14 protein-coding genes are annotated in these 12,145 nt (G+C 56.8%); 6 read left to right on the forward strand and 8 right to left on the reverse strand.

Features of this window, described 5'->3' with window-relative positions:
* Positions 1 to 95 precede the first annotated feature (95 nt).
* From JXR15_RS11915 to napF, 7 genes are read right to left on the reverse strand one after another with little or no spacing between them, the layout of a single operon-like run.
* The gene (locus tag JXR15_RS11915) at positions 96 to 809 is read right to left on the reverse strand and encodes a NapC/NirT family cytochrome c (protein WP_422053433.1); all 714 of its coding nucleotides are present in this window, start codon (positions 807 to 809) and stop codon (positions 96 to 98) included.
* A gap of 23 nt (positions 810 to 832) precedes the next feature.
* Positions 833 to 1,267 (reverse strand): nitrate reductase cytochrome c-type subunit, encoded by a 435-nt coding sequence (locus JXR15_RS11920; protein ID WP_422053434.1) that lies wholly within the window; start codon positions 1,265 to 1,267, stop codon positions 833 to 835.
* Positions 1,268 to 1,287: 20 nt separating this feature from the next.
* Positions 1,288 to 2,208: a quinol dehydrogenase ferredoxin subunit NapH gene (gene napH, locus JXR15_RS11925; protein WP_422053435.1), complete on the reverse strand. Its 921-nt coding sequence runs from the start codon at positions 2,206 to 2,208 to the stop codon at positions 1,288 to 1,290.
* A complete protein-coding gene (napG, locus tag JXR15_RS11930; protein WP_422053436.1) occupies positions 2,205 to 3,026 on the reverse strand; it encodes a ferredoxin-type protein NapG in 822 nt (273 codons plus the stop codon). The genes napH and napG overlap by 4 nt, the downstream gene beginning before the upstream one ends.
* Before the next feature lie 44 nt (positions 3,027 to 3,070).
* Complete coding sequence (gene napA, locus JXR15_RS11935) at positions 3,071 to 5,560, reverse strand: nitrate reductase catalytic subunit NapA (protein ID WP_422053437.1); 2,490 nt, start codon at positions 5,558 to 5,560, stop codon at positions 3,071 to 3,073.
* Between the two features lie 12 nt (positions 5,561 to 5,572).
* On the reverse strand, positions 5,573 to 5,803 hold the full coding sequence (locus JXR15_RS11940) for a chaperone NapD (protein WP_422053438.1): 231 nt from the start codon (positions 5,801 to 5,803) through the stop codon (positions 5,573 to 5,575).
* Positions 5,804 to 5,811: 8 nt separating this feature from the next.
* Entirely contained in the window at positions 5,812 to 6,348 is a 537-nt protein-coding gene (napF, locus tag JXR15_RS11945) for a ferredoxin-type protein NapF (RefSeq protein ID WP_422053439.1), read from the reverse strand.
* 537 nt (positions 6,349 to 6,885) lie between these two features.
* Here napF and pcaF point away from each other — a divergent pair.
* Genes pcaF through JXR15_RS11975 form a run of 6 tightly spaced genes read left to right on the forward strand, consistent with a single transcriptional unit; the run spans position 6,886 to position 11,743 of the window.
* Positions 6,886 to 8,091 (forward strand): 3-oxoadipyl-CoA thiolase, encoded by a 1,206-nt coding sequence (gene pcaF / locus JXR15_RS11950; protein ID WP_422053440.1) that lies wholly within the window; start codon positions 6,886 to 6,888, stop codon positions 8,089 to 8,091.
* 31 nt (positions 8,092 to 8,122) lie between these two features.
* Positions 8,123 to 9,100, forward strand: coding sequence for a 1,2-phenylacetyl-CoA epoxidase subunit PaaA (paaA, locus tag JXR15_RS11955; protein WP_422053441.1), 978 nt, complete (start codon positions 8,123 to 8,125; stop codon positions 9,098 to 9,100).
* Between the two features lie 11 nt (positions 9,101 to 9,111).
* Entirely contained in the window at positions 9,112 to 9,396 is a 285-nt protein-coding gene (gene paaB, locus JXR15_RS11960) for a 1,2-phenylacetyl-CoA epoxidase subunit PaaB (RefSeq protein WP_132860101.1), read from the forward strand.
* Positions 9,396 to 10,163 (forward strand): 1,2-phenylacetyl-CoA epoxidase subunit PaaC, encoded by a 768-nt coding sequence (paaC, locus tag JXR15_RS11965; RefSeq protein ID WP_422053442.1) that lies wholly within the window; start codon positions 9,396 to 9,398, stop codon positions 10,161 to 10,163. Before paaB ends, paaC begins: the two co-directional genes overlap by 1 nt.
* 14 nt (positions 10,164 to 10,177) lie before the next feature.
* The gene (gene paaD, locus JXR15_RS11970) at positions 10,178 to 10,651 is read left to right on the forward strand and encodes a 1,2-phenylacetyl-CoA epoxidase subunit PaaD (RefSeq protein WP_422053443.1); all 474 of its coding nucleotides are present in this window, start codon (positions 10,178 to 10,180) and stop codon (positions 10,649 to 10,651) included.
* 12 nt (positions 10,652 to 10,663) lie between these two features.
* Positions 10,664 to 11,743, forward strand: a complete 1,080-nt coding sequence (locus JXR15_RS11975) for a 2Fe-2S iron-sulfur cluster-binding protein (RefSeq protein WP_422053444.1) — start codon at positions 10,664 to 10,666, stop codon at positions 11,741 to 11,743.
* Between the two features lie 52 nt (positions 11,744 to 11,795).
* Here JXR15_RS11975 and JXR15_RS11980 read toward each other — a convergent pair whose 3' ends face one another.
* Entirely contained in the window at positions 11,796 to 12,134 is a 339-nt protein-coding gene (locus JXR15_RS11980) for a hypothetical protein (protein WP_422053445.1), read from the reverse strand.
* Positions 12,135 to 12,145: the final 11 nt, after the last annotated feature.

Genomic DNA, 12,145 nt, shown 5'->3' on the forward strand with positions numbered 1-12,145 from the left:
GGTTGCTCAAGTGAGCGCCGGCGCTTTTCGTTTGCACAAAAAAAGAGCGCCCCCCAAAAAGCGACGCTCTTTCCAATTTTTTTGACCGATATGTCTTAGTTAGACGCCAGATACCCTTTGATTTCGCTGCCAGCTGTGGCGACATCTTGGCCTGGGTTTTCAGGCACGACAATCTCACCTTCCAGCTCTGCGGTCACGTCCTCATAGGCCTTCAGATAGTCCGCAGGCAGACGGTGTGCTATGCCCTGGTGACAATCGATACAGGTCTTGCCTTCATCCAACGCCAACTGGTGTTGTGCCGCCGCGCGGTTCTCCTGCACAGTGAAATCCATATAGGTGAACTTATGACAGTTGCGGCATTCCCGACTGTCGCTTTTCTTCATCTTTACCCAAGACGCTGACGCCATCGACAGGCGGTGCTCTTCGTATTTTTCCTCGGTGTCGATGGTACCCATCACAGTGTGATAGAGATCTTTCGATGCAAGGATTTTCGCCTTAATTTTGTGTTGCCACTGCTTTGGCACGTGGCAATCAGGACAGGTCGCGCGTACACCGGAGCGGTTGTTATAGTGGATGGTCTCGGTATACTCTTCGAAGTTCCGTTCCATCTCGTGGCAGGACACACAGAACTCTTCTGTGTTGGTCAACTCCAGCGACCAGTGAAATCCCCCCCAAAACAGAATACCGGCCAAAAACCCACCAAACAGCAGAGCGCCCAGCGAAAAGGCCGACGTCGGCGACCACAAAGTGGACCAGGTGCGGCGTATGAAACCCGGCTTTTTGCCGGTGTTGTTGCCTTGATCAGACATGGCTACCTTCCCCTTTTCCGACGTTAGTTGGACGGTTCAAATTCGTTTTCGACCAGCGCAGGCGCATTGGCCTGAGGCACGTGGCACTGGTTACAGAACCAGCGGGTGCCGGCCACTTCGTCCAATTGCTCACCCTCGCGGCCTTGGTAGTGGGTCATCGACAGCGTTGGTGCGCCGCGTTCGCCCGCATTGGTCCAATCGTGACAGGCCAGACATTGGTTGGCGCTCAAATCGATTTGATATTGATCCACAGTATGCGGGATCAGTGGCGGCTGCTGGCGGTAGTTCCGCGCCACACGGCCAGACTGCTGATGCAGCACTTCATCCAAACGGTTTGTGGCATCAATCGGATCATTGCGCAGAGATTTTACGTTCCCGGCCTGATCCGCGACGGCAAACCCGCTGCCAAGAACAATGGCGGCTGCCGTCAGGGCGCTGATGAGGGGATGTTTTTTCATCTTTCTTTCTCCTTAGCTTCTCAGGCGGCTTTGCCGACCTTTGGCGCTGGGTTGGTTCGGTCTCGGACACGCCCCGGCGCGGGCGTCTCGTCAAAACGATGGGTAAAGTGGAATACGTCGACCGCGCACACATCGATACAGCGGCCACAATTTGTGCAGTCCGGCGACAGGATCAGCGGGGTATCCGCGTCTTTGCCGCGCAGCGCAGGGGTAATCACCTGCATTTCCGGACAGACTGCAAAGCAGTCCATACAATCGTCACAGGCCGCGCGCTTCTGGGCCGAGACCCGCAACAGGGATTTGCTGCCCAGCAAGCCATAAAAGGCCCCAACCGGGCACAGATGACCGCACCAGCCTCGACGCGCCAGCAAGAGGTCGAATACAAACACTCCAATCACCAGTGCCCAGGCAAAGCCAGCTCCGAAGATCAGCCCCCGATGCAGCATCGAAATCGGGTTCACAAACTCCCAAGCAACGGTGCCGGTAAGCACACTCACACCCAGCACCATCGCCAACATGAAATACTTGGTTCCACGCTTGGGCTGCCACCCTTTGGGCAGATCAAGTTTGCGGTGCAGCCAGTTGGCCGCGTCTGTGACCGGGTTGATCGGGCAAACCCAGCTACAATACAGCCGCCCGCCGAAGAGCGCATAGACAGCGCCAACAATGAGCGCACCGATAAGCGCAGTCATCTCTGGCCAGTGTCCGGCCACAATACCTTGCAACGCAATGAACGGATCGGTGAGTGGCAGGACGTCAAAGGTCAGCGAGCCGCTGAGATTGCCTTTCACCCACCAGATGCCCAACCAGGGTCCCAGCAGAAACAGGCTCAGGAAAAACACCTGACTGAGGCGGCGTAGGATCAGGAACCGATAGGCCAGCCAATAGCCTTTGTCTCGAATGGCCTCTGCCCCAACTGGGAGATGTGTTGATCCAGTCATTGACCAATACCTCCCGATGTCGCGCCTTTCGGCAACTTGAAGGTCGGCTCAAAACCCCCTGGGGTGGCTAGATTATCTATGCCTGCCCCCGGCAGTCGGTCCGGCAGATCGATGATCTCATCCACGATGTCCGGGCGTTGCTCCCAACTGCGTTTGTAGTGCTCTGCCTGATCTGCCTGTGCCACACGAATGGGCAGAACCTTGATCGCCGCCTCTCCAGGCAGAACGCAGGACTTCTCACACTTGCCGCAGCCGGTGCAGTGATCCGAATGCACGACCGGCATGAAGATCGCATGGTGGCCGGAACGTTCATTGTGTCGCCGCTCCAGAGTGATGGCCTCATCAATCACCGGACAGACGCGATAACAAACGTCGCAACGCAGGCCCAAAGCGTTCAGGCAGTTTTCTTGATCAATCAAAACCGCCAGCCCCATACGGCTATCGTCAATATCGGTCAGATCTTTATCCAACGCACCTGTTGGGCACGCTGCGACACAAGGAATATCCTCACACATCTCGCAAGGAATATCTCGCGCGGTGAAAAACGGTGTGCCCGTCGCCGCGCCATCCACACCCAGCTCCGCAAGAACCAGCGTGTCATAGGGGCAATCCCGCACACACAGGCCACATCGAATACAAGCGGCCAAAAAATCATCTTCTGGCAACGCGCCGGGTGGGCGAATGGCCCGATCTGGCAAAGCCCGTGCATCCTGCACAAACCAGGCCAATGTCATGCCCGCCACCGCACAACCCGCCGTTCCGCGCGCCGCATCCTGAAGGAAGCGCCGGCGGGCTGGGTTTTTTGGCTGTGTCGACATAGCGGACATGGCTCTAGCTTTCAGACACCTGAAGGTATGAGCGCTTACGCGCGCTCAACCTTACAGGCACATTTTTTGAAGTCGGTCTCTTTGGAGAGCGGGCAAGTGGCATCCAAAGTCAGCTTATTAATCAGCTGGCCTTCGTCAAACCACGGCACAAACACAACGCCTTTTGGCATTTTGTTGCGCCCGCGGGTTTCCACACGGCTTTGCATGTCACCACGGCGGGTGGAGATGGTTATCTCCTGACCCCGGCGCAGGCCACGCTCCTTGGCGTCTTCCGGATGCATAAACACCTGCGCATAAGGATAGGAGCGGTGCAGTTCCGGCACACGGCGAGTCATGGAGCCGGAGTGCCAGTGCTCCAGCACACGCCCGGTCACCAGCCAAAGGTTGAAGTCCTCGTCAGGGCTTTCTGCAGGTGGCTCATATGGGGCAAAGATAATCTTGGCTTTGCCATCTTTGTGCCCGTAGAACTTTACGCCTTCCCCTTCTTTCACATAAGGGTCATAGCCCTCACGGAAGCGATACAGCGTCTCCTTGCCATCGACCACAGGCCAGCGCAGACCACGCGCCTTGTGGTACGTTTCAAACTCCGCAAGATCGTGGGCCTTACCACGACCAAAAGAGGCGTACTCTTCGAACAGTCCTTTTTGAACATAGAAACCGAAGTGTTCGGACTCATCGTTGGCAAAGCCTTCCTGAAGTTCGTCCAGGCCGTATTTGTCGACCTGACCGTTGGCAAACAGTACCTCAAACAGAGTTTTGTCTTTGTACTCCGGGTTGGCATCCAGTATTTCCGCAGGCCACACTTCGTTGGTGGTGAAACGTTTGGAGAACTCCATCAACTGCCAAACGTCGGATTTGGCATCACCTGGCGCATCCACTTGCTGACGCCAGAACTGTGTCCGACGTTCCGCGTTGCCGTATGCGCCTTCTTTTTCCACCCACATCGCCGTTGGCAGGATCAAGTCGGCAGCCATTGTTGTCACAGTTGGGTACGGATCAGACACAACAATGAAGTTGTCCGGGTTGCGGTAACCGGGGAACCCCTCTTCGTTGATGTTCGGCGCAGCTTGCATGTTGTTGTTACACTGCACCCAATAAGCGTTGATCTTGCTGTCTTTCAGGTCCCGGTTCTGCTGAACAGCGTGGGACCCCACTTTGGCGTTCAAAATGCCAGCTGGCAGCTTCCACTTCTTCTCAGAGATTGCCCGGTGCTCATCATTGGCCACAACCATGTCCGCGGGCAAGCGGTGCGCAAACGTACCCACTTCACGTGCGGTACCACAGGCGGATGGTTGACCCGTGAGGGAGAATGGCGAGTTGCCTGGCTCAGAGATTTTGCCGGTCAGCAGGTGCACATTGTACATCAGACCATTCACCCAGGACCCACGGGTGTGCTGGTTGAAGCCCATGGTCCAAAGCGACATCACTTTGCGATCAGGATCTGCGTATTGTTGCGCCAGACGCAGCAGAGCGTTTTCAGGTACTCCCGAAATCTCACTGGTCTTTTCCAGCGTATATTCGGAGACATACTCTTTGTAGGCCTCAAAATCGATGCTCTCGAGTTTGCCGTTGTTCGGGTTCTCCGCCGCCTGTTGCAGCGGGTGCTCATCGCGCAGGCCATAACCGATATCGGTCACAGCTTTGGTGAAATTAACGTTTTCATTCACGAAGTCCCAGTTCACCGCATCATTTTCGATGATGTAGTTGGCGATGTAGTTCAGGATTGCGAGGTCGGTTTGGGGCGTGAAGATCATGCCGTTGTCCGCCAGCTCAAACGAACGGTGCTCAAACGTCGACAGCACATGCACCTGTGCGCCCGGCTTGGTCAGGCGGGTGTCGGTCAAACGCGACCACAGAATCGGGTGCATCTCCGCCATGTTGGAGCCCCAGAGCACAAATGTATCGGCGTGCTCAAAGTCGTCATAACAGCCCATTGGCTCGTCGATGCCAAAGGCACGCATAAAGCCCACAACCGCAGACGCCATGCAGTGGCGCGCGTTTGGATCGATATTGTTGGACAGGAAACCTGCTTTCATCAGCTTGGCGGCGGCATAGCCTTCCCACACGGTCCACTGACCTGACCCAAACATGCCAATGCCAGTTGGGCCTTTTTCCTTGAGCGCGCCTTTGAATTTCTCAGCCATGACGTCGAAGGCTTCTTCCCAGCTCACTGGGGTAAATTCGCCCTCTTTGTCATAGACACCACCCGTCTTACGCAGCAGCGGCGTGGTCAGACGGTCTTCGCCGTACATGATCTTGGACAGGAAGTAGCCTTTGATACAGTTCAGACCCCGGTTCACCGGAGCTTTGGGGTCACCCTGTGTGGCAACCACACGTCCGTCTTTAGTACCAACAAGAACAGAACAACCAGTGCCGCAGAAACGGCAAGGCGCTTTGTCCCAACGAATGTCAGGTGTCCCCACCTGCGCCTGGGCCTCCTTCGGCAGAGTAATGCCCGCTGCAGACGCCGTGGCGGCGGCGGCAGAGGCTTTTAAAAATGTGCGACGGGACGTTGGCAATGTCATGGCTGGTCCTCCTTAGAGCGCTGTGGATGCGGTCGCATCTGCGCCGCTCGGTTCAAAATGATGATAGGTCAGCGTGACGGTGATCACGCCGGGAATCTGGTGCATGTCCATGATGATTTCGGACGCGCGCCGGGTGTCGGTATCTTCCACCGTTACAACAATGCGCCCGTCCTCATGGGCGTGCACCTCGCACCCCTCAGACGCTTCGATCGCCGACACAACGTCCGGCGTTTTTTCAGGCATCGCGTGAACTAGGCATCCGCAGATATTGTACATACGTTGGTCTCGCTGGCAGTTGATGGGCTGGCGGTTTGCTGAAGCGCCGGGCGCTCAACGGTGATGGCATTGGACGGGCAAGGCGCAACACAGGCGCCACATCCGCTACATGTTTCGGGATCAATTTGTGGCGCAGACAGTCCGCCCGTCATCAAACGGAACCGGATCGCACTCTCATCACAATGATCTTCACAGGCACGGCAGGTCACGCCCTGCATGGACAAACATCTGTCAGAGACAACCGCGCGATAAATCCATTCATGCGTAGGCTGAATGGCTTCTGGCGAACAGGCTTCGGCGCAGGCGCCACAGAATGTACAACCACGCGAACTGATGTCCACCTTGGGGAAACCATCGTCATCCGCCGTGATGATCGCTTGAGGGCATTCAGCGGCGCAATCGCCGCAACGGGTACAGGTTTCAAGAAAAGACGCGAGCTCGAGCGCCCCAGGAGGACGCAAAGTCTCTTCGTCTTGAAACCGGCCCCGTAAAAAGGCACGTCGTTCCGGCATATGTGTCGTTTTTGCAGTCACGTACACGCCAACTCTTTTATCAATATTCCCGTTTGCTCGGGCACTTTGGATGGAAATAGTCAAACCGACTTTGATATAGATCATGACCCGTATTTGATTTTGGTCAAAGCCTTCCATTTGCCCTTATCAAGAGTTTTGAAGCCGCAGCGTAATTGCCTCGAAAAGAGAGGATGTCGCTCAAAACACATAGATTTTTTAAAATGTGTTTTCCCACGTCATCTTTTGACAGAAATGCCTTTCTCACTTGGAACTAATGGACGACATTCCTCATCCCTGCGCACCATGATGATCCCCATTCCTCTACCCTTCTTCAGCACAACCCAATCGGTTCTTAAATGCCTGAATTACAATGTCTCAATTGCCAAGGATCCTCGAGAAACAGGCCATCATGTTACGCCCGAATCGACAACCTCAACAAACAGTAACATTTTAATTGCGTCGAATCGCACTTCACGATATCCCAACCATACGGTCGGCTAATGCGAACAGGACCGAAACCACAGCCACGGAGACACCATGACCGAAGCTTTCATCTGCGACGCGACCCGTACCCCTATTGGCCGCTACGGTGGCGCGCTTTCTCCGGTTCGTACTGACGATCTCGCCGCCCTGCCTATTGCCGCGCTGGTGGAACGTAACCCGCAAGTTGACTGGGCGTCTTTGGATGACGTGATCTACGGCTCTGCCAACCAAGCTGGGGAAGACAATCGCAACGTCGCCCGCATGGCCGCCCTGCTCGCAGGTCTTCCAACCGATGTGCCCGGCACCACCATCAACCGTCTCTGCGCGTCCGGCATGGATGCAGTTGGCATGGCCTCTCGCGGTCTGCGCGCAGGCGACTATGACCTCGCCATCGCAGGTGGCGTCGAAAGCATGTCGCGCGCGCCCTTTGTGATGCCAAAAGCGACAATCGCCTTTTCCCGCGCCAACGAAGTTTACGACACCACCATTGGCTGGCGCTTTGTGAACAAAAAAATGAAGGCGCAATACGGCATCGACAGCATGCCGCAGACCGCAGACAACGTCGCCGCCGACTACAACATCAGCCGCGCAGACCAGGACGCCTTTGCCGCCCGTTCCCAAGCGCGCTGGGCGGCCGCACATGAGGCAGGCCACTTCGCCGAGGAAATCACGCCCGTGACCATTCCTCAGCACAAGGGTGACGATCTTGTTGTAGACACCGACGAGCACCCCCGCCCAGGTACCGGTGCGGACAAACTGGCGAAACTGCGTGGCGTAAATGGCCCTGACCTCTCGGTCACCGCAGGCAACGCCTCTGGCGTAAACGACGGTGCCGCCGCCATTCTGATGGCCACCGAAGCCGCAGCCGCGAAAAACGGGCTGACCCCGATGGCGCGCATTGTAGGCATGGCCGCCGCTGGTGTGGAGCCTCGCATAATGGGCATCGGCCCGGTCCCGGCGACCCGCAAAGTACTCGCCCGCTCCGGACTCACCATCGAGCAGATGGATGTGATAGAATTGAACGAAGCCTTCGCCGCACAGGGCCTCGCCTCTTTGCGCGAGCTTGGTGTTGCCGACGATGCTCCCCATGTAAATGCCCAAGGCGGCGCCATTGCACTTGGCCACCCGCTTGGCATGTCCGGCGCACGCATCGTGATGTCCGCCGCCTATCAGCTCCAACGCACCGGCGGCCGCTACGCGCTCTGCACCATGTGTGTTGGCGTTGGCCAAGGCACCGCCATCATTCTCGAACGGGTCTAAGGCACCCCACAGCCTGAGGAGGAATCCAGTCATGTATGCACAGATGATCAAATCCGAAGCGTCCACCGACGATCCGGAGCAGCTCAAAGAGTTTCAGGCCAAGATCGATGCCGACATCAAGGTCGAGCCACGTGACTGGATGCCGGAAGGCTATCGCAAAACCCTGATCCGCCAGATCGGCCAACACGCCCATAGCGAAATTGTTGGCCAACTGCCTGAAGGCAACTGGATCACCCGCGCCCCCACGCTGGAGCGCAAAATGATCCTGTTGGCCAAGGTGCAGGACGAAGCGGGCCACGGCCTCTACCTCTACGCCGCGGCCGAAACGCTGGGTGTCAGCCGAGATGATCTGACCGAACAACTTCTGTCCGGTAAGATGAAATATTCCTCCATCTTCAACTACCCCACGCTAAACTGGGCCGACATCGGCGCAGTGGGCTGGCTGGTGGATGGCGCCGCGATTATGAACCAGGTGCCGCTGCAACGGACCTCTTACGGCCCCTACTCCCGCGCGATGATCCGCATCTGCAAGGAAGAGAGCTTTCACCAGCGCCAAGGCTACGACATCATGATGAAGATGGCCCAAGGCACTGAGGCGCAAAAGAAAATGGCGCAAGATGCTCTGAGCCGCCTGTGGTATCCATCCCTGATGATGTTTGGCCCTTCTGATGCGGACTCCGTGCACTCCACCCAAAACATGGCGTGGAAAATCAAGATGAACACCAACGACGAACTGCGCCAAAAATTTGTCGACCAGACCGTGCCACAAGCCAAATACCTCGGACTGACCATCCCGGACGAAAACCTGACATGGAACGAGGAAAAGGGCGGCTACGACTATTCCGACCCGGACTGGTCCGAGTTCTTTGACGTGCTCAAAGGCAACGGCCCCTGCAACGTCGACCGTCTGGAAGCCCGCAACAAAGCCTGGGATGACGGCGCCTGGGTACGGGATGGCCTGATGGCCCACGCAGAGAAAAAACGCACCGCTAAAACAGCCGCAGAATAAGGACTTAGATCATGAGCAAAGAATGGCCCCTCTGGGAAATCTTCATTCGCGGCCAACACGGCCTGAGCCACCGTCACGTCGGCAGCCTGCACGCGCCAGACGCCGAGATGGCGATTAAAAACGCCCGTGACGTCTACACCCGTCGCAACGAAGGTGTGTCGATCTGGGTTGTGGAAGCCAACAATATCTCCGCGTCCAGCCCGTCAGAAAAAGGCCCGCTCTATGAGCCCTCCGAGAGCAAGATTTACCGCCACCCCACCTTCTTCGACATCCCTGACGAAGTGGGGCACATGTGATGGCTAACGTGGACAAGGAGATGCTCACGCAGTTCCTGCTGCGCATGGGCGACAACACCCTCATTCTGGGCCACCGCGTCTCTGAATGGTGCGGCCACGCGCCGGTGCTGGAAGAGGACATCGCACTGGCGAACACGGCGCTGGACCTGATTGGCCAGACACAGTTTTGGCTCGGCTATGCGGCCGACGTGATGGATGATAGCAAAACCGCGGATGACATTGCCTTCCTGCGCGACGCTTGGGATTTCCGCAATCTGCTGCTTCTGGAGCTGCCAAATGGTGACTTTGGACAAACTCTTATGCGCCAGTTCCTGTTTGACGCTTATCAGTCAATCCTGCTGCCACGCTTGATGAAGTCTTCCGACCAACGCATTGCAGAGATTGCAGAAAAGGCCAGCAAGGAAGTCGTTTATCACGTTGAACGCTCGGCTGAAACCGTTGTGGGTTTGGGCGATGGCACAGAGGAAAGCCACAAGCGTATGCAAGCCGCTTTGAACCGTCTGTGGCCCTATGTGGGTGAGATGTTTGCTTCCGATGAGGTCGATGCCGCTATGGCCGCCGCTGGCGTGGCACCTGACCCTGCCAGCCTGCGCGAGGAATACGATGCACTGATTGGTAAGGTGCTTGCGGAAGCCACGCTCACAATTCCAGACAGCGACTTTGCCCACAAAGGTGGACGCAACGGCAAAACCCACACAGAGCATCTCGGCCACCTGCTGACCCAAATGCAGTGGCTGCAACGCGCTTACCCGGGCGCAACGTGGTAAGCGACCGCGAACATATGACTGCTGAGTCCACCCTACCCGACCTGGCGCAGGTCTGGGACTGGCTGCACGCCGTGCCTGACCCCGAGATCCCGGTGATTTCCCTCACTGATCTCGGCATCATTCGGGACGTGGCCTACGAAGCCGACACGCTGATCGTGACTGTCACGCCAACCTATTCCGGCTGCCCGGCAACCAGCATCATCAATCTCGACATCGAAACCGCCCTGCGCGGCCATGGGGTCGAGAAGCTGGAACTGCGACGGAAACTCAGCCCGGCCTGGACCACCGATTGGATGACCCAATCCGGGCGGGACAAGTTGGAGGCTTATGGCATCGCCCCGCCCCAGCCCGCTGGTGGCCCCGATAAGTGCCCGCACTGTGGCAGCCAACACGTTGAGAAAATGAGCCAATTTGGCTCCACCCCCTGCAAGGCCCAATGGCGCTGCACTGCCTGCCTGGAACCTTTTGACTATTTCAAGTGCATCTGAGGAGAGACCCGAATGGCCCAATCCGAGCGCTTTCACGACCTAGAGGTCACCGACATCCGCAAAACCATCCGCGACGCCGTGGTGGTCAGCCTCGCGCCGGTAAACGGCGCAGCGGCGGAATTTGACTTCACCCAAGGCCAATACCTGACCTTCAAACGCGATTTTGACGGCGAAGAACTGCGCCGCAGCTACTCGATCTGCGCGGGCAAAGACGACGGCATCTTGCAGGTCGGCATCAAGCGCGTCGATGGCGGCGCCTTTTCAACCTGGGCCAACACCGAGCTTATGATTGGCGACACCGTGCAAGCCATGCCCCCGATGGGCGGCTTTTTCACCGAACTCGACGAAACCGCGGACAAGACTTACCTAGGCTTTGCGGGCGGCTCCGGTATCACGCCGGTTCTTTCGCTGATCAAAACTACACTGGCACGTGAACCGCAGTCTTCCTTCACCTTGATCTACGCCAATAAGGGTGTGACCACGATCATGTTCCGTGAGGAGTTGGAGGATCTGAAAAACCTGTATATGGGCCGTTTCAACGTAATCCACGTGCTGGAAACCGACGCGCAGGAAATTGACCTTTTTACTGGCATGGTCACCGAAGAGAAATGCGCGCAGCTGTTCAAAACCGGCTGGATTGACATCAACTCTGTCGACATTGCCTTCATCTGTGGCCCCGAGCCGATGATGCTCGGCATTGCCAAGGCATTGAAAGACCACGGGCTTTCTGAAGAGCAGATCAAATTTGAACTCTTCGCTTCCGGACAACCCGGCCGCGCTAAGCGCAAAGCTGCCACCGCAGAGGGCACAGGTAAAGCTGTCACAGCACAGATCACCCTGGACGGCGCTACTCAGACCATCGAAATGGACCGGGACACTTCCATCCTTGACGCCGCACGCGCCAATACCATGGACGCCCCATACGCTTGCAAAGCGGGTGTGTGCTCCACTTGCAAATGCCGGGTGATTGAGGGGGAAGTTGAAATGGTCGCCAACCATGCGCTTGAGGACTACGAGGTCGAAAAAGGCTTCATTCTCAGTTGCCAATCGTATCCGGTCACCGACAAGGTCGTTGTCGACTACGACCAGTAAAAAAGGGCGCTCCAAAGGCGCCCTTATCACATTCTTTACCTCAATGGCCAGGTCAGGGTTTTGGCTGCGTTTCAAACGCGGCCCCAACGCCAACACCGTAGTCGAGAGCTTGGTACCGCGTGTCATAACCCAGACTAAAGTCGAGATAAAAATCCTCATCCAAATAGGCGGCACCCACTGTTGGACGGAAGGATTGCGATCCAAACTTATAGTCTGCACCAATCGCCAAAACCGCGCTTTCCGGCTCGTCGTCGTGGAACACGCGCACACCGACACCCCAGTCACCGCCAAAGGTGTAGGTCAGTCCCAGACCAAATGACGGGTCCGCCTGCGCCACTGTGCCGCTGACCAAAGCGCCGCCCAATAGAACGGCTGCCAAAGCATTTTTCATGATTTTCTCTC

This window comes from Shimia sp., assembly GCF_049116215.1.
Lineage (GTDB): Bacteria > Pseudomonadota > Alphaproteobacteria > Rhodobacterales > Rhodobacteraceae > Shimia.

Excerpts from the sequence above, each read along its gene's own strand:
- napF (WP_422053439.1), bottom strand. The coding sequence starts at position 6,348 with ATGCCGGAACGACGTGCCTTTTTACGGGGCCGGTTTCAAGACGAAGAG.
- paaC (WP_422053442.1), top strand. The coding sequence starts at position 9,396 with ATGGCTAACGTGGACAAGGAGATGCTCACGCAGTTCCTGCTGCGCATG.
- JXR15_RS11980 (WP_422053445.1), bottom strand. The coding sequence starts at position 12,134 with ATGAAAAATGCTTTGGCAGCCGTTCTATTGGGCGGCGCTTTGGTCAGC.
- napH (WP_422053435.1), bottom strand. The coding sequence starts at position 2,208 with ATGACTGGATCAACACATCTCCCAGTTGGGGCAGAGGCCATTCGAGAC.
- napA (WP_422053437.1), bottom strand. The coding sequence starts at position 5,560 with ATGACATTGCCAACGTCCCGTCGCACATTTTTAAAAGCCTCTGCCGCC.
- JXR15_RS11915 (WP_422053433.1), bottom strand. The coding sequence starts at position 809 with ATGTCTGATCAAGGCAACAACACCGGCAAAAAGCCGGGTTTCATACGC.
- paaD (WP_422053443.1), top strand. The coding sequence starts at position 10,178 with ATGACTGCTGAGTCCACCCTACCCGACCTGGCGCAGGTCTGGGACTGG.
- paaB (WP_132860101.1), top strand. The coding sequence starts at position 9,112 with ATGAGCAAAGAATGGCCCCTCTGGGAAATCTTCATTCGCGGCCAACAC.
- JXR15_RS11940 (WP_422053438.1), bottom strand. The coding sequence starts at position 5,803 with ATGCCTGAAAAAACGCCGGACGTTGTGTCGGCGATCGAAGCGTCTGAG.
- napG (WP_422053436.1), bottom strand. The coding sequence starts at position 3,026 with ATGTCGACACAGCCAAAAAACCCAGCCCGCCGGCGCTTCCTTCAGGAT.
- paaA (WP_422053441.1), top strand. The coding sequence starts at position 8,123 with ATGTATGCACAGATGATCAAATCCGAAGCGTCCACCGACGATCCGGAG.
- JXR15_RS11975 (WP_422053444.1), top strand. The coding sequence starts at position 10,664 with ATGGCCCAATCCGAGCGCTTTCACGACCTAGAGGTCACCGACATCCGC.
- JXR15_RS11920 (WP_422053434.1), bottom strand. The coding sequence starts at position 1,267 with ATGAAAAAACATCCCCTCATCAGCGCCCTGACGGCAGCCGCCATTGTT.
- pcaF (WP_422053440.1), top strand. The coding sequence starts at position 6,886 with ATGACCGAAGCTTTCATCTGCGACGCGACCCGTACCCCTATTGGCCGC.